Origin of the sequence: Cellulomonas terrae, from assembly GCF_007990265.1 — a bacterium.
GTDB classification, from domain to species: Bacteria; Actinomycetota; Actinomycetes; order Actinomycetales; family Cellulomonadaceae; genus Cellulomonas; species Cellulomonas terrae.
This window is the reverse complement of sequence record NZ_BJWH01000004.1, coordinates 195,881-219,640: the sequence shown is the minus strand read 5'-3', so window position 1 is coordinate 219,640 and position 23,760 is coordinate 195,881. Positions and strand designations below refer to the sequence as shown.

General features: G+C 73.5%; 24 protein-coding genes and 1 tRNA gene. 7 read left to right on the top strand and 18 right to left on the bottom strand.

Going from position 1 to position 23,760, the window contains the following annotated elements; all coding sequences use genetic code 11:
• The first annotated feature begins 53 nt into the window (after window positions 1-53).
• Entirely contained in the window at window positions 54-1,085 is a 1,032-nt protein-coding gene (locus CTE05_RS06560) for a LacI family DNA-binding transcriptional regulator (RefSeq protein ID WP_146845299.1), read from the top strand.
• Between the two features lie 158 nt (window positions 1,086-1,243).
• Here the strand turns inward: CTE05_RS06560 and CTE05_RS06555 are convergent, their stop codons facing one another.
• Complete coding sequence (locus CTE05_RS06555) at window positions 1,244-2,530, bottom strand: M15 family metallopeptidase (protein WP_146845298.1); 1,287 nt, start codon at window positions 2,528-2,530, stop codon at window positions 1,244-1,246.
• Window positions 2,531-2,707: 177 nt separating this feature from the next.
• Entirely contained in the window at window positions 2,708-3,415 is a 708-nt protein-coding gene (locus CTE05_RS06550) for a ZIP family metal transporter (RefSeq protein ID WP_146845297.1), read from the bottom strand.
• Between the two features lie 389 nt (window positions 3,416-3,804).
• Here CTE05_RS06550 and CTE05_RS06545 point away from each other — a divergent pair, with 389 nt between their 5' ends.
• From CTE05_RS06545 to CTE05_RS06525, 5 genes are all read left to right on the top strand, one after another.
• Window positions 3,805-4,962, top strand: a complete 1,158-nt coding sequence (locus CTE05_RS06545) for a WD40 repeat domain-containing protein (RefSeq protein WP_146845296.1) — start codon at window positions 3,805-3,807, stop codon at window positions 4,960-4,962.
• Entirely contained in the window at window positions 4,959-5,864 is a 906-nt protein-coding gene (locus CTE05_RS06540; protein WP_146845295.1) for an exonuclease/endonuclease/phosphatase family protein, read from the top strand. Before CTE05_RS06545 ends, CTE05_RS06540 begins: the two co-directional genes overlap by 4 nt.
• A 143-nt stretch (window positions 5,865-6,007) precedes the next feature.
• On the top strand, window positions 6,008-6,961 hold the full coding sequence (locus CTE05_RS06535; protein WP_186814761.1) for an ABC transporter ATP-binding protein: 954 nt from the start codon (window positions 6,008-6,010) through the stop codon (window positions 6,959-6,961).
• Window positions 6,958-7,752, top strand: coding sequence for a hypothetical protein (locus CTE05_RS06530; protein ID WP_146845293.1), 795 nt, complete (start codon window positions 6,958-6,960; stop codon window positions 7,750-7,752). The genes CTE05_RS06535 and CTE05_RS06530 overlap by 4 nt, the downstream gene beginning before the upstream one ends.
• A gap of 48 nt (window positions 7,753-7,800) precedes the next feature.
• Window positions 7,801-8,397 carry a TetR/AcrR family transcriptional regulator gene (locus tag CTE05_RS06525; RefSeq protein WP_146845292.1) on the top strand — a complete coding sequence of 199 codons (597 nt, stop codon included), beginning with the start codon at window positions 7,801-7,803 and terminating at the stop codon, window positions 8,395-8,397.
• Between the two features lie 537 nt (window positions 8,398-8,934).
• On the opposite strand, the gene CTE05_RS06520 is transcribed toward CTE05_RS06525, so the two are convergent.
• From CTE05_RS06520 to CTE05_RS06460, 15 genes are all read right to left on the bottom strand, one after another.
• A tRNA-Ala gene (locus tag CTE05_RS06520) sits at window positions 8,935-9,007 on the bottom strand.
• Between the two features lie 71 nt (window positions 9,008-9,078).
• Entirely contained in the window at window positions 9,079-9,777 is a 699-nt protein-coding gene (locus tag CTE05_RS06515; protein ID WP_146845291.1) for a histidine phosphatase family protein, read from the bottom strand.
• Window positions 9,774-10,163, bottom strand: a complete 390-nt coding sequence (gene rsfS / locus CTE05_RS06510) for a ribosome silencing factor (protein ID WP_146845290.1) — start codon at window positions 10,161-10,163, stop codon at window positions 9,774-9,776. The genes CTE05_RS06515 and rsfS overlap by 4 nt, the downstream gene beginning before the upstream one ends.
• A gap of 28 nt (window positions 10,164-10,191) precedes the next feature.
• Complete coding sequence (locus CTE05_RS20190; RefSeq protein ID WP_186814760.1) at window positions 10,192-11,517, bottom strand: hypothetical protein; 1,326 nt, start codon at window positions 11,515-11,517, stop codon at window positions 10,192-10,194.
• Window positions 11,514-12,119, bottom strand: coding sequence for a nicotinate-nucleotide adenylyltransferase (gene nadD / locus CTE05_RS06500; protein ID WP_146845289.1), 606 nt, complete (start codon window positions 12,117-12,119; stop codon window positions 11,514-11,516). Before nadD ends, CTE05_RS20190 begins: the two co-directional genes overlap by 4 nt.
• 26 nt (window positions 12,120-12,145) lie before the next feature.
• Window positions 12,146-12,298 carry a hypothetical protein gene (locus CTE05_RS20185; protein ID WP_186814759.1) on the bottom strand — a complete coding sequence of 51 codons (153 nt, stop codon included), beginning with the start codon at window positions 12,296-12,298 and terminating at the stop codon, window positions 12,146-12,148.
• Window positions 12,299-12,354: 56 nt separating this feature from the next.
• Entirely contained in the window at window positions 12,355-13,662 is a 1,308-nt protein-coding gene (locus tag CTE05_RS06495; RefSeq protein ID WP_146845288.1) for a glutamate-5-semialdehyde dehydrogenase, read from the bottom strand.
• A gap of 102 nt (window positions 13,663-13,764) precedes the next feature.
• Window positions 13,765-14,178, bottom strand: a complete 414-nt coding sequence (locus CTE05_RS06490; RefSeq protein WP_146845287.1) for a rhodanese-like domain-containing protein — start codon at window positions 14,176-14,178, stop codon at window positions 13,765-13,767.
• A gap of 27 nt (window positions 14,179-14,205) precedes the next feature.
• Complete coding sequence (locus CTE05_RS06485) at window positions 14,206-15,162, bottom strand: aldo/keto reductase (RefSeq protein WP_146845286.1); 957 nt, start codon at window positions 15,160-15,162, stop codon at window positions 14,206-14,208.
• Window positions 15,159-15,308 (bottom strand): hypothetical protein, encoded by a 150-nt coding sequence (locus tag CTE05_RS20180; protein ID WP_186814758.1) that lies wholly within the window; start codon window positions 15,306-15,308, stop codon window positions 15,159-15,161. The genes CTE05_RS06485 and CTE05_RS20180 overlap by 4 nt, the downstream gene beginning before the upstream one ends.
• A gap of 201 nt (window positions 15,309-15,509) precedes the next feature.
• A complete protein-coding gene (proB, locus tag CTE05_RS06480; RefSeq protein ID WP_146845285.1) occupies window positions 15,510-16,658 on the bottom strand; it encodes a glutamate 5-kinase in 1,149 nt (382 codons plus the stop codon).
• A 48-nt stretch (window positions 16,659-16,706) separates the two neighbouring features.
• Entirely contained in the window at window positions 16,707-18,230 is a 1,524-nt protein-coding gene (obgE, locus tag CTE05_RS06475; protein ID WP_146845284.1) for a GTPase ObgE, read from the bottom strand.
• A gap of 117 nt (window positions 18,231-18,347) precedes the next feature.
• A complete protein-coding gene (rpmA, locus tag CTE05_RS06470) occupies window positions 18,348-18,608 on the bottom strand; it encodes a 50S ribosomal protein L27 (protein ID WP_146845283.1) in 261 nt (86 codons plus the stop codon).
• A gap of 63 nt (window positions 18,609-18,671) precedes the next feature.
• On the bottom strand, window positions 18,672-18,980 hold the full coding sequence (gene rplU, locus CTE05_RS06465; RefSeq protein ID WP_186814764.1) for a 50S ribosomal protein L21: 309 nt from the start codon (window positions 18,978-18,980) through the stop codon (window positions 18,672-18,674).
• Between the two features lie 199 nt (window positions 18,981-19,179).
• Window positions 19,180-19,788 carry a TetR/AcrR family transcriptional regulator C-terminal domain-containing protein gene (locus tag CTE05_RS06460; protein ID WP_146845282.1) on the bottom strand — a complete coding sequence of 203 codons (609 nt, stop codon included), beginning with the start codon at window positions 19,786-19,788 and terminating at the stop codon, window positions 19,180-19,182.
• A 107-nt stretch (window positions 19,789-19,895) separates the two neighbouring features.
• Between CTE05_RS06460 and CTE05_RS06455 the strand changes: the two genes are divergently transcribed.
• Window positions 19,896-20,507 (top strand): NAD(P)H-dependent oxidoreductase, encoded by a 612-nt coding sequence (locus tag CTE05_RS06455; RefSeq protein WP_246123367.1) that lies wholly within the window; start codon window positions 19,896-19,898, stop codon window positions 20,505-20,507.
• An 18-nt stretch (window positions 20,508-20,525) separates the two neighbouring features.
• Here CTE05_RS06455 and CTE05_RS06450 read toward each other — a convergent pair whose 3' ends face one another.
• Window positions 20,526-23,579, bottom strand: a complete 3,054-nt coding sequence (locus CTE05_RS06450; RefSeq protein ID WP_146845280.1) for an Rne/Rng family ribonuclease — start codon at window positions 23,577-23,579, stop codon at window positions 20,526-20,528.
• Between the last annotated feature and the right edge of the window lie 181 nt (window positions 23,580-23,760).

Genomic DNA, 23,760 nt, shown 5'->3' with positions numbered 1-23,760 from the left:
AATCGTTGTCAGATGGTGACGTCACCATCCCCAAACCCCACTACCATCTGGCCATGACAACCGCGTCAGCACCTGGCCGCCGTCGCTCGGGTCCGTCGATCGGTGACGTCGCCCGTCTCGCCGGCGTGTCGCCCCAGACGGTCTCGCGCGTCTCGACCGGTGCCGACTCGGTCCGACCGAGCACCCGCGCCCGCGTCGTGCAGGCGATGGACCAGCTCGGCTACTCGCCGAACCGGGCTGCCCAGGCACTGCGGAACGGCACGTTCGGCGCCATCGGAGTGCTCTCGACCGGCTTCCAGCGCACGGGCGAGGCCCTCACCGCCGAGGCGCTGGTCGAGGCTGCCGCGCTCGAGGACTACTCGGTCACGCTCCTGCACGTGCGCAACCCCGCTCGGGAGAGCTGGGACACCGCAGCGCACCGCATCTCGCACCAGGCCATCGACGGCCTCGTCATCATGCGGGCCGAGCAGGCGTCGCCGGCGACGCTGGCGCTCCCCGCGGGCATGCCCGTGGCAGTGTCCTTCTCCAAGTTCGCGGGCCACTACCCCACCGTCACCGCCGACCAGGTCCAGGGCAGCGAGGATGCGGTCCGCCACCTGCTCGACCTGGGACACCGCACCGTGCACCATCTCGCGGGGCCGCGGGACTCGGAGCACGCCCTGGTGCGCAGCGGCACGTGGCGCCGCTGCCTGCTGGAAGCCGGGATCCGTCCACCCGAGCCGGTGTACGGGGACTGGAGCGCGCACGACGGCTACGAGGCGGGACAGCGGCTCGCGGCCGACCCCGAGGTCACCGCCGTGTTCTGCGCGAACGACGAGATGGCGCTCGGCCTCGTGCGCGCGCTGCACGAGGCCGGCCGGCGCGTGCCCGACGACGTGTCCGTGGTGGGCTTCGACGACATCGCCGTCGCCGGCTGGACCTCACCGCCCCTGACGACCGTCCGGCAGGACTTCCACGCCATCGGCCGCGCACTCATCACCCTCGTCGTCGGACAGCTCCGGTCGAGGTCCGTGCCACCGCCGGCCCTGACGGTCGTGCCCACGGAGCTCATCGTCCGGGCGAGCACCGCACCACCTCCACGCTGAGCCTCGACATCGAGGACGCGGTCAGCCCCGGCGGTGGCGATCCGGACGGCCGCGTGGTGCTCGTCGACGAGTCGGGACCATGGAGCGGACGTTCGCGTGGTCGGGCGTGCCGGCGGGTCTGGGGCCGCCCGGCTCGGGCGCGCCGGAGACCGGCCGCGTCACGGAGCGGACGGCTCCACGGTGGCGGTCGGGCTCGGCGTCGGGGTCGGCGCCGGGGTCGGCGTGGAGCTCGGGGCCGGCGCCGGCTGGGCCGGAGCGACGCTGGGCTGCTCGACGACCGGTGGTGCGGGCGGGGCCTGCGGCGGGTTGCTCGGCGCGGCGACGCCCGCGGTGATCGGCACCGACGTACCGGTTCTGGTGTCGTCCGACGTGCCGAACTCCCAGTGCCACGGCTCGTGGGGGCCGCGACCGCCCTCGTCCATGTAGACCGGGTGGTGCCAGCCGTAGGTCATCGCGTGCGCCTTGAGCCAGACGTACGGCGCGGCCCGGTAGCCGTTCACCTGGTCGAGGTCGATCGCCAGGCCCCAGCCGTGGTTGGACGTGCCCGGCACGGCCGCCATGGTGCCCTTGGCCGCCCGCGTGCTGATCTGCTCCTCGAGCGTGCGGTACGCGCCCGTGATCCTCAGGTCGTGGCCGAAGTCCGCCCGGAACGCCACGTTCAGTCGCGCCAGGGCTTCGGCCGCGTCGCACCGCAGGCGATGGCTCGGCGCGAACGCGACCGGGCACAGCACCTTCAGCGGGATGTTGCCGTTGGTGTAGCCGTCGGTCGACCGGGCCTGCGCCTCCACCCGGGCGACAGCGGCCTTCTCGTCCTCGTCCCCCGTCACCGCGATCCGCTGCGCCGCGACCGTGATGCCGGCCGCGGCGTCCCGGGCCTGGACCGCCGAGGTGGCTGCCGCGACGACGTCCCGGTCCTCGGCGGCGGCGTGGGTGGCCCCGACGGCCGCGTCGAGCACCGCGACCTGCGGGTCGGCGGAGACCAGCAGGCGGGTCATGGCGACGTTCTGCGCCGACTGGTCGCCGAGGTCGAGCGCGACGAGCAGGACGTCCGTCTCGACGTCCTCGACCACGCGTGCCGCCGTGGCGACGTCACCCGAGGCCACGTGCTGCCGCGCACCCAGGACCCGGTCCGGGAGCTGCTCGGCGGTCAGCCCCGACACCGCGGGTACGGCCGTGGCCTCGACCGCGTCGCGACGCAGCAGCGTTCTCGAGGCGACCTTCGTGGTGTCCACCAGCGGATGGCCGACGAGCGTGACGGTCGCCGCCTCCACCGCCGCCACCCGGTCGTCGAGCCGGGTCAGCGCGCGCGTGCGTTCCGGTCCCGTCGACTCCTGCGCGACCGGCGGCTCGGCGCCGGTCGCGGCCCGCTCGACGGCCGAAGGGGACGTGTCGACGGGCGGCGCGGCCAGGACGGCCGTCAGGAACGCCATCGACGCGAGGACCACGGCCGACTCCCACGGCCGGCGTCCCTGCCGCAGGCGCGCCGAACGACGACCCTGGGTCGTCCGTCGTGGTCCGAGCACTGGCATGTCCTCCGCGGTGCGTCGTCCGACGATCCCACCGCGACCCCGCGTCCGTCGACCGCCAGACGGGGGGACCCGTCCGACGACCACCCTGCCGGATCACGTCACGGCGGACAGCCCCGCGGCGACGGCGAACCCGAGGACGGCGGCGAGCCCTGCCTTGTCACGGGCCTTCTCGGTGGCCTCCGGGATCATCGAGCCGACCAGCATCACGAGCAGGGCGCCCGCGGCGAAGCCGTCCACCGCAGCCTCGAACCGTTCCGCGGTGATCGTGGCGACCGCGTAGCCGCCGAGCGTCGCCGCCGTGCAGGCGACGGCGACGACCGCCCACAGTCGCATGATGCGTCCGGGTGTCTGGCCGGCGGCCCTCATGTCGCTCGACGAGCCGATCGCCTCGGGCAGGTTGGACACGAAGATCGAGACCAGCAGAGCGATGCCGACGCCGTGGCCGTCCGCCAGCCCGAGCCCGAGCACCGTCTGCTCGGGTATGCCGTCGAGAAGGGCACCGAGCGCGAGCGGGAGCCCCGCCGCACCGGCACCCGATCGCACCCCCATGCGCTGCACCAGGCGATCGGCGACGTAGAACGCGACGGCCCCGGCGGCCAGGCCCAGCACGAGCGCCAGGCCACCGCCCTTGAGGTACCCCTCCTGGACCAGCTCGAAGGACACGCTCGAGATCAACGCCCCGGCACCGAATCCGAGGACGACACCGATCAACGCCCGGGGCCACTGCCGCGCGACGCCGAGCACGGCGCCGATGACGAGCGACGACGCCGCGACACCGCCCCAGCCCAGCGCTGCCCACATGCTCAGATCCTCCCGCCACCGGGCCGTGGGGGCGGCGAACGTCGACGTCGTGCTGGTGAGGTCCCCGGTCGACCCTGGCAGATCGAGACCGGACCGACAAGCGTCCCGACACGGGCGAACCTGCTGCTCGGTCGGCGGCGAGCGAGCTCCTGAAGACCGGAGCTTCGGGCGGTACCACCAGCCGACCGGGTCCTGGGCCGGGTCTCGGCACCCTGACGTCAGCCCTCGTCCCGCACCTGGTTCGAGCCGGCAGCCGGGCTGACGTCGCCTCGAGCGGTGCTCGGCGTCGGACCGGTGATGACGATCCCGAGCGCACCGCGCCGTCCGGCGGCCTTGTCGCGTGGCGCCGCCGCGACCTATGTTCGAGCGAAGGACGGCGGGGGCCCGACATGACATCCACGACCAGAGCGCAGCCTGCGAGCACAGGCGCCCGGCTCCTCGGCCTTGCGCTGCTGGTGTCGGCGTGCGCGCCGGCCGTCGACACGGAGTCGGGGGACTCCCCGGACGCGCGGCGGGTGGACCGCGCCCCGTTCGCGGCGCTGGCCCCGTGCGGCGACCAGCCGTTCGTCGCCGTCTTCCGTGGCTTCACCGCCGACGGCGAGCTGGTGGAGAAGGTGGGGTCGTCGCCGTCCTCCGACATCTACGGCGTACGACCGGACGGCTCCGTGTCCCCGGTGACCACCGACCTCGGCTCCTACCAGTTCGGCATCGCCGACGATGCCGCCACCATCTACGCGTCCCCCGATCCGTCGCCGTCCAGCTCCACGTCGCGGTCCACGGCCGACGTGACGACGGTGGCGCCGTCGCCGTCCGCGGACCGCGTGGTGGCGATCGCCACGGCATCAGGGCAGCAGACCCTCGTCCTGGAGGCGCCCGACGTCGGTGCGGTCGCGCCCGCACCGGACGCGTCCCGGCTCGGACTGACCGTCTTCACCGCCGGCGAGCAGCCGGACGTCGGCACGACGGCACCCGCGGTGGTGGACCTGCCCGCCGTGTCGGCCCCGCGCAGCCTCGCCCCGGACACGGGAGCCGCACGCCGCGCCGAGCCGGTCGTGGTGGTGACGCGTGAGCTCACGTGGAGCTCCGACGGGCAGCGGCTGGCGTTCGTCGCGACCCTGCCCGACGCGACCCAGGAGGTCCGGGTCGCGGACGCGGTGACCGGTGAGAGCTCGTCCCTCCACCGGTCCGACGCGACGACGGCCCTGCTCTCGCTGGACTGGTCGCCCGACGGCACGACGTTGCTGGCCGTCGAGGGTCGCGCGCCCACCAACGCCGGCAGATCACGCGACACGGTCGTCGAGATCGACGTCGCCACGGGGCGGTCGACGATCGTGCTGCGGGGAGTCCGCGGTGACCTGGTGTACTCGGCCGCGGACGGGTCCCGGCTCACGATGCTCGACAACGGCCCGGAGTCGTCCGCTGTCGCCCGCACGTGGTCGCGCACCCCGGGGGGACGCTTCGTGCAGACGTCGACGGCGACGATCGGAGCCGACCTCGGTCTGGTGGGCGCGGACCGGCTGGACATCCCCCGGTGCGCCCTCTCATGAGCGCCCGACGCGCTCGTCGGCGGCACGTGGCCTGGCTGCTCGCGCTGCTGGTGCTGGTCGTCGGGTCCCTGGCCGCCCAGTCCGCTGCCCACGCGGCGACCCTGCGGACGAAGGTCTTGGAGTTCAACGCGTGCGACCAGTACGGGAACAGCTCCGAGTGTGATGCCACCTCCGCCCAGCGCGCGGAGGCCATCGCGACCAGCGTGGTGAACGGCGGCAGCAACGTCGTCACGCTGCAGGAGGTGTGCCGCTACACCTACGACCGCCTGATCGAGCGGCTGGGCCCGACCTGGAGCGGCGCGTTCCTCCAGACCGTCGCCGTCCGCGACGACCGCTGCGCGCCCGGTGCACGCAGCTGGGGGATCGCCCTGCTCGTCCAGGCCCCGGCACCGACCAACGTGACCGCGACGCAGCTGCCGAAGCCGTTCTGGGAGTTCGAACGACGGTACCTGCTGTGCGGGGACGTCGTCATGGGAGCCGCGTTGCGGGTGTGCACCTCCCACTTCTCCGTCCCCGCCTCGATCTCCGACAACCAGGCCGCGGCCGTCGGGAGCAGGCTGGCGACGCACGCGGGGAGCGGGGGCGCCGCGATCCTCGGGGCGGACACCAACATCAACGTGCGCAGCTGCACCGCGGCCGTCGCGCTACGGCCCCTCTACGCCGGCCCGTTCGCCGGCACGTCGAGCACGACCTGCCAGGTGGGCACCGGCGCCATGGTGGAGGCCGACCAGGCACGTACCGGAGGGGACGGGACGTACAACGCTCCCACGGTGGGCACCAGCAAGCTCGACTGCGTCTTCTTCACGGCCCGGCGGTGGGCCCCCGACCATGCCGGCGCGTCGACGTCCTCGTGGCTCTCCGACCACAACGTCCTCCGCGGTGAGGGCACGCTCACCTGGTAGCCCGCCGACGAGGGCCGATGGCCACGTCAGGCTCCTGTGCCCGGGATCCCGGCATGGCCTCTGACCAGCACCCTCCGTCGCCCCTTGCATGTCGACGACGCTCACGGCAAAATGTAAGTGAGCGTTTACATACAGGAGGTCCGATGTCCGCAGTCGTCACGCATGACCTCAGCCGCAGCTTCGGGGCGGTCCGCGCCGTGGACCGCCTGTCGCTGGACCTGCCCGCCGGAGGGGTCGTCGGCCTTCTTGGCCCCAACGGGTCGGGCAAGTCCACGCTGATCCGCATGCTGCTGGGGCTCGTCCGCCCGAGCAGCGGCGACGCCGCGGTGCTGGGTTCTCCGATCCACCACCCCGCGCAGTACGCGGCGCGGGTCGGCGCCCTGGTCGAGAGCCCGTCGTTCGTCGGAGGGCTCTCGGCGCGCACCAACCTTCTCTCGCTCGCCCGCCTGCGCAGACTCCCCGCCACGCGGGTGGCGGAGGTGATCGAGATCGTCGGCCTGCAGGGTCGGGACCGGGAACCGGTGCGTCGCTTCTCCCTCGGCATGAAGCAGCGCCTCGGCATCGCCGCGGCACTCCTGCCGGACCCGGAGCTGTTGATCCTCGACGAGCCGACGAACGGCCTCGACCCCGCCGGGATCGTGGAGATCCGGTCGCTGCTCACCGAGCTGGGGCGGTCCGGTCGCACGGTGCTGGTCTCCTCGCACCTGATGGCGGAGATCGAGGCGGCCTGCGACTGGATCGTGGTCATCCGCTTCGGTGAGCTGCTGTTCTCCGGACCGACCAGCGAGCTCCTGGGCAGGACCCGGACCTATGTCGACGTCGCACCCGAGCACCGCGCCGACGACGATGCGCTCGCCTCCGCCCTGACCGCGGCGAACTGGCCGGTCACGTACGCGGCCGGCGCGGTCCGGGTGACGGCCGACCGGACCGATGCCGCGGCGATCAACCGCGCAGCGGCGGCCGCCGGGATCACCCTCAGCCGCCTGGAGGTGGTCCAGGACTCGCTCGAGCAGGTCTTCCTCGACCTGACCGGACAGACGGACGGTGAGCTCGCGGCCGCCCGCGCGAACCGGCCCCACGGGCAGGTGACCCGGTGATCGCCGCGACCCGGAGTGAGCTCGTCCGACTCGCGCGACCGCGACTGGTGCTCGGCTGGCTCGGGCTCGTCGCGCTGTTCGCCGTCCTGATCAACACGGTGATGTTCTCCATGGCGGGAGGCGACCAGCCTCCCACCGGCCCGGGGGTCGTCTTCCCGGATGACGCCACGCTCGCCACCGTCGACGGGCTCGTCGCCGGGGTGTCCTCGGCCGCCAGCATGTTCGGGATCGTGACCCTGTCGCTGTGGGCACTGCTCACCGCCACCGACTACTCGACCGGCCTCATCCGCCTGCTCGTCGCCGCCCAGCCCCACCGGGGCAAGCTCCTGGCGGGCAAGGTCGTCGCTCTGACCCTCGCCACCGCCGTGGCCACGACCGTCGCGCTCGCCGTGAACGTCGGGATCGCACCGGTCGCCGCGGAGGGCGCCGGGATCGACACCTCGACCTGGCGCGAGGCCCTGACGGTGACGCTGCTGGCCCAGGCCTGGGGCAACGCGTTCGCCGCGGCTCTCGTCTGGGGTGTCATCGGGCTGGTCCTGGCGATGCTCCTGCGCTCCTCCGCGCTCGCGATCTCGATCGGTGTCGGATGGGTGCTCGTCGTGGAAGGCGTCGTCGCCTCGGCACTCGACCGGGACACACCGTGGCTGCCTGGCAGCACGCTCACGGCCCTCGCGCAGGGCGGCAACGACTCTCTGGACCTCGCACAGGCGGCCGGACTCGGCCTGGCCTACGCAGGCGTCGGGCTGGGTCTCGCGTTCGTGGTGGGATGGCGCCGGGACATCACCGACTAGCCGGACCGCACCGTCACCACGGTCCCCGAACGCACGGAGAGGCGCGCGATGAGCGAGCGAGGCAGGGTGACCCGTGAGCGGTTGATCGCCGCGACGCGGGACGTCGTGCGAGAGGTCGGGTACAGCCGCGCCACCACCCGGGCCATCGCGCACGCCGCCGGCGTCACCGAGGGAACCATCTACCGACACTTCCCCGACAAGACGACGATGTTCTTCGCCGCCGCCCTCGGCCCGCACGAGGAGATGCTCGTCCAGTTCGATGCGCTGCCGGCCCTGGCAGGCACCAGCACCGTGGCCGAGAACCTCTCGTCCGCCCTGCGCCGGCTCGCGCAGCTGCGCGCGGACATCGTCCCGCTCGAGCTCGCGATCATGACCGACCCGGAGCTCGCCTCGGCCCGCGCGACCATGCAGGCCGGACCCCTGGGCGCAGGTCACGGCGGTCCACCCGAACGCCTCGCCGAGTACCTCGCGTCCGAGCAGCAGCTGGGACGGCTGCGCGCCGACCTCGATCCGCACCGAGCTGCCAGCATCATCCTCGCCCTGCTCTTCGCTCTGGCGCTCCAGCCGCCCGATGCGAGCGGCGACCTGAGTCCCGCGCACCTCGACGACGCAGTAGACCTCCTCGTTCGGGGTCTCGCGCCCTGAGGTTTCCGCGAGGACTCTCGTCGGCACACCTCGGGCGCCACACGCGCGAGGAGGGCCGAGATCGGCCCGCCTGAGGCCGTGCCCGGACCAACACGTGTCCGACACATGGGTGATAGCCACGTCAGGCTTCCCTGGTTCAGGATCCCGGCGCGGCCTCTGACCAGCATCGTCGGTGGAGCTGAGGGCCGCCTGGCGCGAGAGCGGCGCAGACGTTCCCTCGGGAACGCTCTGTCCGGACCCGGGGGTCCAGCCCTCATCGTCGGCCAGCGGCGACGAGGTGCTCGTACACGAGGCGCACGGCGACCGCACCCTCCCCGACGGCGGACGCCCAGATCGCGCGTGACCGGACCTAGAGGGACGGTCGCGCCCTCCAGCCTCGGCGTCCGCTCATCGCATCGGTCTCACCTTCCCGATGTCCAGGCCCGGGAAGGACGAGCACCCTCGCCACGGCGTCGTGCCGAGTGGGAGACACATGTCCACCATGATCACGAGGCCGCCTCTCCGAGGGGAGAAACGGCCTCTGATCTACTGCTTCGGTGGAGCTGAGGGGATTCGAACCCCTGACCCCCTGCATGCCATGCAGGTGCGCTACCAGCTGCGCCACAGCCCCGCGGCCCCCCGGAGGGAACCACCTACGCCCGTAGGCGCTCGGAGAGTCTAGATCGGATCCGGGCCCAAACGCTAATCGGGGTCCCGCGTCTCGGCGGCGGCGTCGGAGTCGCGGGTGGTGTCAGGCCCGGCGTTCCAGTCCGTCGACGCGTCGGTCGGCCCGAGGTTGTACCCGACCATGCGCCAGGCCGGGGAGAAGTCGCCGCGGGTGGCGACGAGCTCGGTCCAGTGGGCGTTGAGCATGCCGGCGAACCCGTGCCAGTCGGTGGGCATGCCGAGCAGGTCGCCGACCGCGCAGCTGATCGCGGAGCCGTGCGAGACGACCACGAGGGTGTCGTCCGGGCCGAGCGCGGACGCGTGCTCCAGGATGCCCTCCCGGACGCGCTGCGCGACCTCTGCGCGGGTCTCCGCACCGACGCCCTCGGGCTGCCCGCCCGCGCGCCAGACGGCGAACTGGTCGGCCCAGTCCCGGCGCAGGTCGTCCCCGGTGAGGCCCTCCCACAGGCCGAACGCCCGCTCGCGCAGGCGAGCGTCCACCGCGAGGTCGAGGCCGGCGGCCCGCGCCAGGAAGCTGGCCGTCTCGTGCGCGCGGCTGAGGTCGGACACGACGATCGCCGTCGGCTCGTGCCGTGTCAGCAGCCGAGCGGCGGCGGTGCGTGCCTGCCAGCGACCGACCGCGTCGAGCGGGATGTCGACCTGGCCCTGCAGACGCGCCTCGGAGTTGTACGCGGTCCGGCCGTGCCGGACCAGGAGCAGACGCCCTGCCGTCACGCGTCAGCGCCCTCGTCGGTCCCCCGCGCGTCAGCGGGGAGCTCGATCACAGGGCAGTCCTTCCACAGCCGCTCGAGGGCGTAGTACACCCGGTCCTCCGCGTGCTGCACGTGCACGACGACGTCGCCGAAGTCCACGAGGACCCAGCGACCCGCACTCTTGCCCTCGCGACGGATGGGCTTGGCACCGAGCTTGAAGAGGGCCTCCTCGACGGCGTCGACGATGGCGCCGACCTGCCGCTCGTTCGTGCCGGAGGCGATGAGGAAGACGTCGGTGAGGACGAGCTGCTCACTGACGTCGAGAGCGATGATCTCCTCCGCCTTGATGTCGGAGGCGGCACGAGCGGCCGCCACGGCCAGCTCGATCGCTCGTTCGGTCGCAGCCACAGGTCTCCTTGGTTCGGGGTCAGGCAGGTCAGGCAGGTCCGGCCGGCAGGCCGGCCATGACGTGGACGGTCGAGGGCGCCGCCGCCGAGGAGGCGGGCTGCTCCTCCGAGTTGTTGCTGAGCAGCAGCACGATGAGGAAGCCGAGCACGAACGCGACGAGGGCCAGCACGATCAGGTGCAGCCAGGTGTACGGGTGGCGAGGGCGCTCGTCGTAGTCGTCGTCGTCATCGTCGTCGTAGTCGTCATCGTCGTCGCGGCCGACGCCGAAGCCGACGTGGTCGGGCCGGCCGGCCGGCCCGGCGGCGAACACCGGTGCGGCGGGCTCTCCCCCGGCGCGCGGGGCAGGCACGGTGCCCGAGGACGACAGGCCGGTGGGCGCCCAGGCGGCGGGTGCGGGTGCGGCTTCCGGTGCGGTCTCGGCCGGAGCCTGCGCCCCGGACCAGCCGGGCTGGCCGGTGGGCTGCGGGGTGGGACGGCTCGTCGCGGGAGCCCCCGGTGCGCGCGCGGCCGACGGTGCCGCCTGCCACGGAGCGGGCTGGGCGGTGGGGGCAGGGGCCTGGGCGGCCTGCCACGGCGCCTGCTGCGGTGCGGGGGCCTGCGGCGCGGACGGCTGCGTCCCCCACGACCCCGCGGTCCCGGCTGCCGCACCGGCGCCGGTCCAGCTGGGGCTCTCGCGCCGGACGGGCGGCGTGGCGGAGCCGGTCTGCGGAGGGTTCGGCGTGCGCGACGGCGGCGACGGCGACCAGCCCGCGCCCGGTGCGGCGGGGCCGGCCGGTTCGGGGCTGCGCTGACCCCACTGCCCGGGGGCGCCCGAGGACGGCGCCGGACGCGAGGTCGCGGGAGGGCTGCTCGGGGCGGGTGCTGCGGGGCGGGACGTCACGGGAGGCGTCGGAGCCGGACGCGACGCCGCCGGCGGGCGCGAGATGGCAGGAGCGGTGCTCGAGGGCGGCTGGCGGGGCGGGGGCGGTGGGGAGGCCGGGCGGCCGGGCGCCGGGGCGGCCGGGCGGCCGGGCGCCGGGGCGGCCGGGCGGCTGGGCGCGGCGGCGGCCGGCGGCTGCGTCGACCAGGCTGGGGTTCCGGTGCCCGCCGGTGCGGGGCGCGAGCTTGTCGGGTCGAGCGACGTGTCGCGGATGGACCTGCGCGAGCGGCTGGTCTCGGCGGCGATCCCGCGGGGCGGGGTGTCCTCGGGGCCGCTCGGCCCGCGCATGGCCCGACGGGAGACCGGGGCGTCCGGTCGGGCAGGGGTGCCCTGCGGTGCCGCGGACCCGGGGTCGGGTGCGGCGCCCTGGACGTCACCCGTCTCAGGGTTGCGGTGGAGCTCGCGACGACGGCGCCGCTCTCCCGGTTCACTCATGACTGACCTCGATACAACCTGTGCTTGGCGATGTACTGGACGACCCCGTCAGGGACGAGGTACCAGACTGGCTGCCCGGCGCGTGCACGTGCGCGGACGTCGGTCGAGGAGATCGCCAGGGCAGGGACCTCCAGGACGTGCACACGATCACCGGGGAGCCCGTCGACCGACAGTGCGTGCCCGGGACGGGTGACCGCCACGAACTGCGCCATCGAGAAGAGCTCGTCGGCATCCTTCCACGTCAGGATCTGTGCGATGGCGTCCGCACCTGTGATGAAGAAGAGTTCGGCGTCGGGGCGTGCGGTCTTGAGGTCGCGGAGGGTATCCACGGTGTATGTCACACCCGCCCGGTCCACGTCGACGCGGCTCACCGTGAACCGCGGGTTCGACGCGGTCGCGATGACCGTCATCAGGTAGCGGTGCTCGGCTGCCGTGACGTCCTGGTCCAGCTTGAACGTCGGCTGGCCGGTGGGGACGAAGACGACCTCGTCGAGGTCGAACCGCGCGGCGACCTCGCTCGCGGCGACCAGGTGACCGTGGTGAACGGGGTCGAACGTGCCGCCCATCACACCCAGACGCGTCCTGCGCGGCCGATCGGTCATCGGTTCGGTGCCTTCCGGTCCGTCGGTCAGTGGCGCGTCCCGACGCTCCGGAAGGCGAACGTGATGAGCAGCATGGCGACGAGACCGACGAACGCGCCGATGCCGAACACGACGGGCGGGAACGGCAGCTCGTTGGTGTGCTCGGCGGCCTCAGCAGCGGCGATCAGGGCAGCATGCACGTCAATCCTCCAAGGTGGGGCGAGAAGCCCTCAGTGTCGCACGACCGGCTGTGCGATCAGGGTCGGACGTGCCCGTCGCCGTGCACGATCCACTTCGTGGTGGTGAGCTCCCCGAGGCCCATCGGCCCCCGCGCGTGCAGCTTCTGCGTGGAGATCCCGATCTCGGCCCCCAGGCCCAGCTGGCCGCCGTCGGTGAACCGGGTCGACGCGTTCACCATGACCGCGGCGGAGTCCACCTCGGCGACGAACCGTTCGGACGCCGCGAGGTCCCGTGTGACGATCGCCTCGGTGTGCCCGGAGCTCCACTCACGGATGTGCTCCAGGGCCTCGTCGAGCGAGTCCACGACCCGCACCGCGAGGTCGAGCGAGAGGTACTCGGTCGCCCAGTCCTCCTCCGTCGCCGGGACGCAGGCGACCTCGTCCGGCGCCAGCGCGAGGGTCGCCTCGTCGCCGTGGATCGTCACGCCCGCGTCGGCGAGCATCGCCAGGGCGACCGGCAGGAACTCGTCGGCGACCGCCTGGTGCACGAGGAGGGTCTCCGCGGCGTTGCAGACGCCCACGCGCTGCGTCTTGGAGTTCAGCAGGATCGGGATGGCGACGGCGAGGTCGGCGGTCTCGTCGACGTAGACGTGCACGTTGCCGACGCCCGTCTCCACGACCGGCACCGTCGACTCCCGCACGACCGTCCGGATGAGGTCGGCCCCACCGCGCGGGACGAGGACGTCCACCAGACCGCGGGCGTGCATGAGCGCCACGGCACCCTCACGGCCCCACGCGTCGATGGACTGGACCAGGGCGCCGGGCAGGCGCTGCGCGACGAGAGCCTGCGACAGCACGTCGACGATGACCTCGTTGCTCGCCGCCGCGGCCGAGCCACCGCGCAGGATGACCGCGTTGCCGCTCTTGAGCGCCAGCCCCGCAGCGTCGACGGTCACGTTCGGCCGGGCCTCGTAGATCATGCCGACCACGCCCATCGGCACCCGCACCTGGCGCATCCGCAGACCGTTCGGCAGCGTCTGGCCGCGCACGACCTCCCCCACCGGGTCCGGCAGCGCGGCCAGCTCCCGCAACGCGTCCGCGATGGCCGCGATGCGCTCGGGCGTCAGCGCGAGCCGGTCCAGCAGTCCCGCGGACGTGCCGTTGACGCGGCCGCGCTCCAGGTCCACCGCGTTCGCCGCGACGATCTCGGGCGTGGCCGCGACGAGCGCGTCCGCCATCGCGCGCAGTGCGGCGTCCTTGGTGGCGCGGGTCGCGGTGGCGAGCCGGCGGGAGGCGGTCTTGGCCCGCTCCGCGACCGCGCGGACCTGCGCCGTCACGTCCGTCTCGGCTGTCGTCTGCACCTGCTGGTCGAGCGACGTCGTCATCGCACCAGGGTAGTCCCGCCGCCGGTGGCCCTCCGGCGCCCGCCGGGAGCCGGAACATCTCCTGGCCCGAGCGCCGGTCGTCGTGGGAGACGGTGGGTCGGCTCAGTCGACGGGTGCCGTCGTGGGCAGCCCGGCGTCCTTCCAGGCCGGGAAGCCGCCCTCGACGTGCACCACGTCGGTGAACCCCTTCGCGCGGAGCTCCGCCGCGACCGGGCCGGAACCGCGGACCGAGCCGCAGACGACGACGATGGGCGTGTCCAGCGAGACGACGGGGGTGTGCCGGGTGGCGGCCGTGAGGTCGAACTCGTCGTCGATCGCGTACCGGTCGGCGACGGTCGCGCCCGGGATCGAGCCGGCGCGGGACCGGCCGACCTCGCTGCGCACGTCGACGAGGAACGCGCCGCGTGCCACGCGCTCGGCGGCCTCCGCGGGCGTCACCACGGGCGCCAGCGCAGCGGCCTCGTCGAGGCTGAGGTGCTCGGCCGGGGCGCCGGGCCGGGCGGTGGTGTCGGTCATGGTGGGCTCCTTCGTGGTGAGGGTCGGTCAGCCGTCGAGCAGGTGCGGCTGCGGGTGCCGTACCCCGACGACGGCGTCGGCCGGCACGGCGTCGGTGATCGCGGCCAGGTCGGCGGCGTCGAGGACGAGGTCGGCCGCCTCGACGTTGGAGGCGAGGTGGGCCGCATGCCGGGTGCCGGGGATCGGGACGACGTCGTCGCCCTGAGCCAGCACCCACGCCAGGGCGAGCCGCGCCGCGGGCACCCCGCGGGAGTCGGCGAGGGTGCGCAGGCGCGCCGCGAGCCGGACGTTCGCGGCGAACGCGTCACCCTGATAGCGCTCGTGCCGGGCACGGGTGTCGCCCGGGTCGAACGCGGTGGACGTCACCGTGCCGCTGAGGATGCCCCGGCCGAGCGGCGAGAACGGCACGAAGCCGATGCCGAGCTCGCGCAGGGTAGGCAGGACCTCGTCCTCGACCCCGCGGTGGAACAGCGAGTACTCGCTCTGCACGGCCGCGAGCGGGTGGACCGCGTGGGCCCGCCGGATCGTCGCCGCGGACGCCTCGGACAGGCCGACGTGCCGGGCCTTGCCCGCGGCCACGACCTCCGCGAGCGCGCCGACGGTCTCCTCGATCGGCACCAGCGGGTCCACCCGGTGCAGGTAGTACAGGTCGACGTGGTCCCAGCCGAGGCGCGAGAGGCTCGCGTCGATTGCTCGGTGCACGTGCGCGGGCCGCCCGTCGACCTGCCGCCCCCGCACCCCGAGGCCGACCTTGGTGGCGAGCACGACGGACTCGCGGTGCGGCGCCAGCAGAGGCCCGAGCAGGCGCTCGTTCTCGCCGTCCGCGTACACGTCGGCGGTGTCGAAGAACGTGACGCCCAGGTCGAGTGCGCGCCGCACGGTGGCGACGGACTCGTCGCGGTCGGCAGTGCCGTACGCGCCGGTCAACGACATGCCGCCGAGCCCGACCGGGGAGACCGTCAGCGGTCCCAGGGCGCGCGTCATGAGAGCTCCTTCGCGTCGGTCATCGCACTTCGACGGACCGAGCGGTGGGCGATCTGGAGCTCGATCACCGCGCTCGCAGCGACGGTGTCCGGCGCGGCGCCGCCGTAGCGGGCCCCGACTGCGGACGGGAGGACGTCGACGGACATGGTGGGTTCCCCCTGCTGGAGTCGGACGGGCTGGGTCGCCCTCGGGCTGCCGCTCCGCTGGGCGGAGCTCGTGACCTGCGCAGGAGGGTCGGCCGCGCCGTGAGCAATGTCAACGATCGGGACGGGCATCTCACATCACGGGATGGGCCCGCCCCGGCGCGGACGTCCTCGGCGCACGCTCCACGACGCCGTGGCGGGTGGTCAGCGGCGCCTGCGGACCAGGACCAGGTCGTCGCGGTGGACCAGCTCGCGGTCGTAGCCGGGGCCCAGGGACGCGCGCAGCTCGGAGGTCGAGCGGCCCAGCAACGGCGGTACCTCGTCGGCGTCGTAGGAGACCAGCCCGCGCGCCACGAGGTGGCCGTCGGGTCCCACGAGCTCGACGGGGTCGCCCGCCTCGAACGCGCCCTCGACGCCGGTCACCCCGGCAGGCAGCAACGAGGTCCCGCGCTCGAGCACGGCCCTGACCGCACCGGCGTCGAGCACCAGCCGCCCCCGTGTGTTGGCGGCGTGCGCGAGCCACAGCCGGCGGATCGAGGTGCGCCGACCGGTGGCGGTGAACCAGGTGCCGACGTCCTGCCCGTCGAGCGCCTGCGCCGCCTGCGCGGCGGACGTGAGGACGACGGGCACCCCGGACTGCGTCGCGATCGCGACCGACTCGAGCTTGGTCACCATCCCGCCGGTGCCGACGGCACTCCCCCGCGACGCGACGTCGATCCCCTCGAGGTCCTGGGCGTGGACGACGGACGCGATGCGCCGGGACCCGTCGCGCGACGGTGGGCCGGTGTAGAGCGAGTCGACGTCACTGAGCAGCAGCAGCGCGTCCGCGTGCACCAGGTGCGAGACCAGTGCCGCGAGCCGGTCGTTGTCCCCGAACCGGATCTCGTCGGTGGCCACGGCGTCGTTCTCGTTGATGACCGGCACGATGCCGAGGTCGAGGAGCCGGGTGAGCGCCCGGTGCGCGTTGCGGTAGTGCACGCGACGGACGGTGTCGTCGGCGGTCAGCAGCACCTGCCCGACCTGCAGCCCGTACCGGGCGAAGGCGGCGGTGTAGTGCGCGACGAGCAGCCCCTGACCCACCGACGCGGCCGCCTGCTGCGTCGCCAGGTCCCGCGGGCGGGCCGCCAGACCGAGCGGGCCCAGGCCGGCCGCGATCGCTCCGGAGGACACCAGCACCACCTGCCCACCGGCGGCCCGGCGCGCGGCGAGCACGTCGACCAGCGCGTTCAGCCGCTCCGGGGCGAGCCGACCGTCAGGCCCGGTCAGCGACGACGAGCCGATCTTGACGACCACCCGGGACGCCGAGACCAGCTGCTGGCGGTCCTGCAGGGCGTCGACGGTCACGCCCCGCATTCTGCCGCGTGGCTGCCGCTGGTCACGCGCTTATCCGGTGCGCGGACGTCAGCTCTCCGCCGCGTCCGTCCAGACGCCGGCCTCACGCTCGGTCCACAGCTCCTCGCGCGCCTCCGTCTTGGCGTCCATGCGCTCCTTGTACTCCTGGCGCTTCTCGCCGCGCGTCGGGCGCGAGTGGTCCTCGAGCCGCAGGTCGACACCACGGGGACCGCCGAGGAACTCCGACCCGGTCATGAGCGTCGGCTCCCAGTCGAACACCACGGCGTTGTGCTCCGGACCGATGCGCACCTCGTCGCCGGCGACGGCGCCCGTGGCGAAGAGCTTCTCCTCGACGCCCAGGCGTGCCAGCCGGTCGGCCAGGTAGCCGACGGCCTCGTCGTTGGAGAAGTCGGTCTGACGCACCCAGCGCTCGGGCTTCTCGCCCCGCACCCAGAAGTAGACGCCCTGCCCCTCGACCTCGCGGCGGGTCACGGTGAACCCGGCGTCGTCGACGGCCTTCGGACGCAGCACGACGCGCGTGTTCTCCGGCGCCGGCGCGTCCCGTCGGGCCTTGTCGACGATCTCGCCGAGCGCGAACGTCAGCGGGCGCAGACCCTCGTGGCTCGCCGTCGACACCTCGAACACGCGGAACCCGCGGGCCTCGAGGTCAGGCTTGACCAGCTCGGCGAGCTCGCGCGCCTCGGGGACGTCGATCTTGTTCAGCACGACGATCTGCGGCCGCTCCAGGAGCGGCACGCGGCCGCCCTCGATCGTCAGGTCGCCAGCGTAGGTCCGCAGCTCGGCCTCGATGTCCTCGAGGTCCGACAGCGGGTCGCGGTCCGGCTCGAGGGTCGCGCAGTCGAGCACGTGCACGATGACCGCGCAGCGCTCGATGTGCCGCAGGAACTCCAGGCCGAGGCCACGCCCCTCGGACGCGCCGGGGATGAGCCCGGGGACGTCGGCGACGGTGTACCGCGCGCTGCCCGCCTGCACGACGCCCAGGTTCGGGACGAGCGTCGTGAACGGGTAGTCGGCGATCTTCGGCCGGGCCGCGGAGATCGCGGCGACGAGGCTGGACTTGCCGGCGCTCGGGTACCCGACGAGGGCGACGTCGGCGATCGTCTTGAGCTCGAGCACGATGTCCTGCTCGGTCCCGGGCTCGCCGAGCAGCGCGAAGCCGGGGGCCTTGCGCCGCTGCGAGGCGAGCGCGGCGTTGCCGAGTCCCCCACGGCCACCGGCGGCGGCGACGTACTGGGCCCCGACGCCGACGAGGTCAGCGAGGACCGTGCCGTCGGGGGACTTCACGACGGTGCCGTCGGGGACGCCGAGCACCAGGTCCGCGCCGGTGGAGCCGGAGCGGTGGTCGCCCATGCCCTGGGTGCCGGACGGCGCGTGCCGGTGGGGCGAGTGGTGGTAGTCGAGCAGCGTGGTGACCTGCGGGTCGACCTGGATGATCACCGAGCCACCGTTGCCGCCGTTGCCCCCGTCGGGGCCGGCGAGCGGCTTGAACTTCTCCCGGTGGATGGACGCACAACCGTGCCCACCGTCACCGCCGGTCGCATGCAGCACGACCCGGTCGACGAATGTCACCACGGCTGAACCTCCCTTGCTCTTGCTGCTTGATCCTCACACGCAGAAGGGGCGCACCGCACCGGTGCGCCCCTTCCACGAATGACCCGACGCGGACCGATGCCGCATCGTCCTGAAAACTCAGACCTCGGCCGCCGCGACGATGTCGATGACCTTGCGGCCACGGCGCGTCCCGAAGGTCACGGCGCCGGGGGCGAGGGCGAACAGCGTGTCGTCGCCGCCACGGCCGACGTTCACACCGGGGTGGAAGTGCGTGCCGCGCTGGCGGACGATGATCTCGCCGGCCTTCACGACCTGGCCACCGAAGCGCTTGACGCCCAGGCGCTGGGCGTTGGAGTCGCGACCGTTGCGCGAGGAGCTCGCGCCCTTCTTGTGTGCCATGACGAACCTGCTTTCGTGCTCAGAGAATGGGGGTCCGCAGCCTGCAGGCCGCGGCGCGTGAGATCAGGAGATGCCGGTGACCTTGAGGCGGGTCAGCTTCTGGCGGTGACCCTGGCGCTTGCGGTAGCCGGTCTTGTTCTTGTACTTGAGGATGTCGATCTTGGGACCCTTCTCGTCCCGCACGACCTCCGCCGTCACCTTGACCTTGGCCAGCGCCTTGGCGTCGGTGGTGACCTTCTCACCGTCGACGAGCAGCAGGGCGGTCAGCTCGATGGTCGACCCGGCCTGCGCGGCGAGGCGGTCGACGACGACGACGTCGCCCACCGCGACCTTCTCCTGGCGGCCGCCAGCCTTCACGATCGCGTACACCACGTTGCTGCTCATCTCTGCTCGTCGAACTGCCTAGGTCACCATGCTCGGGATGCGCCCTGCCTGCGCCCGCGCACATCCCGCTGCCACCGGTCTTGGCCGGTTCCCGTGGGGGTTCGCGTCGGCGCCGCTACGGCGGCACACCTGACCAGCGCGCACACGACGCGCCGACGTTCTAGGGTACGGACCGCACGGCGCAGGGTCAAACGTGGTCGTGCTGCGCCAGGGCCGACGTGACGGAACGCACGTCGGCCGCCGCGAGCCGGGACTCCAGCCCGCGCACGATCACGTCGACCCCGAACGCGAAGCGCTCGTCGACGTCTGCGCCCGCGCCCGGCGGCTGCGCCTGCTCCTCGACCGCGAACCCCTGCACGAACGCCAGGAGAGTCCCCCAGGCACGCGTCGCGTCGGCCGTGGGGAAGCCGGCGTCGACAAGGATCGACAGCGGCAGCTCGACCCAACCGGCCAGCCGCTCGTCAGTGAGGTAGGTGCCGCTGAACACCCGGGCGCCGTCCCGGCGGGCCAGGAGCGCCGCCCGGAACCGGTCGGCAGAGAGCAGGACGCAGTCCTGCCACGGCTCCCCCGCCAGCGCGGCGAGCTCGTCGTTCGCCTGCTCGATGAGGTCGCGGAGCATGGTCGTCGCCATCTCGTCGAGCAGCGCCGCCTTGCTCGGGACGTGCCAGTACAGCGCGGCCGCCTGCACCCCGAGGTCGCTCGCCAGCCGGCGCAGCGTGAGGCCGTCCAGGCCGACCTCGTCGAGCAGGTCGAGGGCGCGCCGGACGATCCGCTCGCGATCCAGTCGCTGCGCCATCCGCACCGCCCTCCCCTCGGGTTCCGCCTCACCTTGACAACTGAACGTCGTTAAATCAATCTAACAGCGTTCAATTTAACATCGTTCAAGGAGCTGCCGTGCGCACGATGATCGTCGTCAACCACCCCTACGAGGGCAGCTTCTGCCACGCGCTCGCCGACGCCGCGGTGCACGGTGCGCGGCGGGCCGGACGGGAGGTGGACCTCGTCGACCTCGACGCCTCGGGCTTCGACCCGGTCATGCGCCGCGCGGACCTCGCGGCCTGGCGGGCTCACGCGACCATCGACCCGGTCGTCGCCGACCTGCAGCGCCGGATCGACGCCGCCGACCACCTCGTCCTGGTCCACCCCGTCTGGTGGGAGACCGCACCGGCCGTGATGAAGGGCTTCATCGACAAGGTGCTCGTGCCCGGCTGGGCCTACGAGGACGGCGTCCTCGGCCTGCCCCGGGCACGGTTCGTGCGACTCCAGCGCGTCACCGTGGCGACGACGATGGCGACGCCGGGACCCGCCTACCGGTGGCTGTTCGGCAACACCGCGCAGAAGGCGTCGGTCCGCGGGGTCTGGCACAAGATGGGCGTACCGGCGCGATGGCTGAGCCACCCGCGGGTGGCCGAGGTGTCCCCGCAGCGACGCGAGCGGTGGCTCGCCCGCATGGAGGACCGCGTCGCCCGTGTTCGGCTCACGCCCCGCGACGAGGCGCTCGTGCCGGTCGGCTGACCGGCACGAGCCTCGTCGTCAGTCCTGCTGGGTGGCGGCGTCGTCCTCGGGCTCGACGGTCGGCTCCGCGCGCTCCGGCTCGAACACGTCCGCGGGGACCGCCGTCAGCTCGAGCTCCTCGAACGGGCCGTCCGGCACGGGCTCGGCCGCCGCCTTCGAGCCCGCGAACTCCGCGAGCACGTCGAGAGCAGGAGCGCTGGGCGTGACGGAGTCCGTCGGCTCGGCTGCGGCCGGCGCGTGGTGCTCGTGCTCGTGCTCGTGCGCGTGGGCGGCGGCCGCGGCGATGGTCGCGAGCGTCGCCTTGACCGCCTCTCGGGCCTCGGGCAGGACCGGCACACCCGCGTGCGGGACGTGCGCGACCGGCTCCTTGGCACCCCCACGCTTGCGGCGCGACCTCTTGGCCTCGCCGTCGGAGTTGGCGGTGGGCTGCTGCTGGGCGCCGGCGTCGGGACGCTGGTTGTTCTTCTCGATCGGCTCCTCGTGCACGATGAAGCCCCGCCCGTGGCAGTGCTCGCACGTCTCGCTGAACGCCTCGACCAGGCCCTGGCCGACACGCTTGCGCGTCATCTGGACCAGGCCGAGCGAGGTGACCTCGGCGACCTGGTGCTTGGTCCGGTCCCGGCCCAGGCACTCCACCAGGCGGCGCAGCACGAGGTCACGGTTGGACTCGAGCACCATGTCGATGAAGTCGATGACGATGATGCCGCCGATGTCGCGCAGCCGGAGCTGGCGGACGATCTCCTCGGCGGCCTCGAGGTTGTTGCGCGTCACGGTCTCCTCGAGCGTGCCGCCCGAGCCCGTGAACTTGCCGGTGTTGACGTCGACGACCGTCATGGCCTCGGTGCGGTCGATGACCAGCGAGCCACCCGACGGCAGCCAGACCTTGCGGTCCATGCCCTTGGCCAGCTGCTCGTCGATGCGGTGCTCGGCGAAGACGTCCGCGTCGGACTCCCAGCGGGACACCTTCTGCGCCAGGTCCGGCGCGAGCTCGTCGATGTACGACGAGATCGTCGACCAGGCCTCGGCCCCCTCCACGATCAGCGACGAGAAGTCGTCGTTGAAGATGTCGCGGACCACGCGGATGGCCATGTCCGGCTCACCCTGGAGCAGGGCCGGGGCCGACGCGGTCTTCGACTTCTTCTCGATGGCCTCCCACTGCCCCTGCAGGCGGGCGATGTCCGCGCGCAGCTCGTCCTCGCTGGCCCCCTCGGCCGCGGTGCGGACGATGACGCCCGCGGTGTCCGGGACGATCTCGCGCAGGATCTTCTTCAGACGGTTGCGCTCGGTGTCGGGCAGCTTGCGGCTGATGCCGGTCATGCCGCCACCGGGCACGTAGACCAGGTAGCGGCCGGCGAGCGTGACCTGCGAGGTCAGGCGGGCGCCCTTGTGGCCGATGGGGTCCTTGGTGACCTGCACCAGGACCGGGTCGCCGGACTTGAGCGCCTGCTCGATGCGGCGCGCCGAACCCCCCTCGAGCCCGGCGGCGTCCCAGTTGACCTCACCGGCGTAGAGCACGGCGTTGCGACCCTTGCCGACGTCGACGAACGCGGCCTCCATGCTGGGCAGCACGTTCTGCACGCGACCGAGGTACACGTTGCCGACCATCGACGACTGCGCCTGGTTGGACACGTAGTGCTCGACGAGCACCCCGTCCTCGAGCACGGCGATCTGCGTGCGCGCGTTCTTCTCCCGCACGATCATCGAGCGGTCGACCGACTCGCGGCGAGCCAGGAACTCGGACTCCGTGATGATCTGGCGGCGGCGGCCGGCGTCGCGGCCGTCCCGCCTGCGCTGACGCTTGGCCTCGAGGCGGGTGGACCCGCGCAGTGCGGTGACCTCGTCGCTGGGCGCGCGCGTGCGGGCCGGGCGGGCCTCGGCCTGGTCGCCCGAGTCACCCCGCGAGGACCCCCGACGACGACGGCGGCGGCGACGGCTCGAACCGTCGCCCTCCCCCGCGGACTCGTCGGCGTCGGACTCCGCGTCGCCCTCGGCGCTCTCGTCGGACTCGTCGTCGGGCTCGTCGGCGTCCTCGGGCGCGCCACCGGACTCGGGTCGGCTGCGTCGGCCGCGGCCGCCGCGGCGACGACGGCGACGGGGGGCACCGCCGGTGCCCTCGTCGGTCGCCTCGGCGTCCTCGTCCTCGTCGGTCTCGACCTGGTCGTCGACCTCGCGGTCCTCGGCGACCTCGTCGACGGGAACCTCGACCTCGACCTCGTCGGCGGCGGTGTCCTCGGCGGGGGCCGCGTCACCGCTGCGACCGCGACGGCCACGGCGGCGCGAGCCGCGCGACGCGGGCGCGGCGGCCTGCTCCGCCGGCTCGACCTGCTCGACGGCCTCGGTCGCGTCCGCCTCCGCGTCGCGGTGGGCGGCCTCGGAGATCTCCTCCGGCGAGCCCGTGCCGACCTGCGCCCGGCGGCGGCGCGGGCGCGCAGCGGTCGGGTCCGGCGCCTGGAAGAGGAGCGCCGTCGTGGCGAAGCGGGACCCGGTGGAGGTGGTGCTCGTGGTGGCGTTCGCCGGCTCGGGGGCCACGTCGGGCTCGACCGGCGCGCCCGCGGCGGCCAGCTCGGCCAGGACGTCGAGCGTCGCTGCGCCCTCGGCCTCCTCGTCCTCGACGAGCGGCTCGGGCGCCGGCGCCGGGGCTGCCGCGGCGCGGGTTCCGGAGCGGCGACGACGCGGCGCAGCCGCGACGGGCTCCTCCGCGACGACGTCCGGGGCCACGTCGACCGCGGGCGTCTCCTCGACGGCGGCAGTCTGCGGCGCCGGGGCCTCGACGGGGGCGGACGGCGCCTCGTCCGCCGACGCGACGACCACGGTGCGCGTGACGCGGCGGGACTTCTTCTTCGGCGGTGCGGCCGGGGCGTCGTCGCTCGACACCTCGACGACCGGCGCGGGGGTGGCTGCGGGCTCGGCGGGCGGCTCGACCGGTGCCGGCACGGTGACCACGGCGGCTGCCGGGGCGTCGTTGCTGGGGGCGGCGGTCACGCGGGTGGCACGGCGGCGGCGCGGGGGTGCGGGCGGTGCCTCACCCCCGGCGGTCGTCACGTCTGCGGTGGGGGTGTTCTCGTCGGTCACGCGAAGTGCTCCTGGGTACCGGGTATCGCCACCCACACGCGGCGGTACTCGGTCGGTCGGTCGTCGCACGCGTGCTGCGCGGCGACGGAAAGTCGGCGGTCGTGGCTGCTGCACCCGGTCGGCGCCATCGCCTGCGGGGCCGGAGCCGTCAGTCCCGATCGGGGACCAGCGGGCGGCGAAG

Excerpts from the sequence above, each read along its gene's own strand:
- nadD (WP_146845289.1), bottom strand. The coding sequence starts at position 12,119 with ATGACCGATCGGCCGCGCAGGACGCGTCTGGGTGTGATGGGCGGCACG.
- CTE05_RS06535 (WP_186814761.1), top strand. The coding sequence starts at position 6,008 with ATGTCCGCAGTCGTCACGCATGACCTCAGCCGCAGCTTCGGGGCGGTC.
- CTE05_RS06545 (WP_146845296.1), top strand. The coding sequence starts at position 3,805 with ATGACATCCACGACCAGAGCGCAGCCTGCGAGCACAGGCGCCCGGCTC.
- proB (WP_146845285.1), bottom strand. The coding sequence starts at position 16,658 with ATGCGGGGCGTGACCGTCGACGCCCTGCAGGACCGCCAGCAGCTGGTC.
- CTE05_RS06460 (WP_146845282.1), bottom strand. The coding sequence starts at position 19,788 with ATGGCGCAGCGACTGGATCGCGAGCGGATCGTCCGGCGCGCCCTCGAC.
- rpmA (WP_146845283.1), bottom strand. The coding sequence starts at position 18,608 with ATGGCACACAAGAAGGGCGCGAGCTCCTCGCGCAACGGTCGCGACTCC.
- CTE05_RS20190 (WP_186814760.1), bottom strand. The coding sequence starts at position 11,517 with ATGAGTGAACCGGGAGAGCGGCGCCGTCGTCGCGAGCTCCACCGCAAC.
- CTE05_RS06495 (WP_146845288.1), bottom strand. The coding sequence starts at position 13,662 with ATGACGACGTCGCTCGACCAGCAGGTGCAGACGACAGCCGAGACGGAC.
- CTE05_RS06490 (WP_146845287.1), bottom strand. The coding sequence starts at position 14,178 with ATGACCGACACCACCGCCCGGCCCGGCGCCCCGGCCGAGCACCTCAGC.
- CTE05_RS06540 (WP_146845295.1), top strand. The coding sequence starts at position 4,959 with ATGAGCGCCCGACGCGCTCGTCGGCGGCACGTGGCCTGGCTGCTCGCG.
- CTE05_RS06455 (WP_246123367.1), top strand. The coding sequence starts at position 19,896 with ATGATCGTCGTCAACCACCCCTACGAGGGCAGCTTCTGCCACGCGCTC.
- CTE05_RS06525 (WP_146845292.1), top strand. The coding sequence starts at position 7,801 with ATGAGCGAGCGAGGCAGGGTGACCCGTGAGCGGTTGATCGCCGCGACG.
- CTE05_RS20180 (WP_186814758.1), bottom strand. The coding sequence starts at position 15,308 with ATGTCCGTCGACGTCCTCCCGTCCGCAGTCGGGGCCCGCTACGGCGGC.
- CTE05_RS06550 (WP_146845297.1), bottom strand. The coding sequence starts at position 3,415 with ATGTGGGCAGCGCTGGGCTGGGGCGGTGTCGCGGCGTCGTCGCTCGTC.
- CTE05_RS06560 (WP_146845299.1), top strand. The coding sequence starts at position 54 with ATGACAACCGCGTCAGCACCTGGCCGCCGTCGCTCGGGTCCGTCGATC.
- CTE05_RS06485 (WP_146845286.1), bottom strand. The coding sequence starts at position 15,162 with ATGACGCGCGCCCTGGGACCGCTGACGGTCTCCCCGGTCGGGCTCGGC.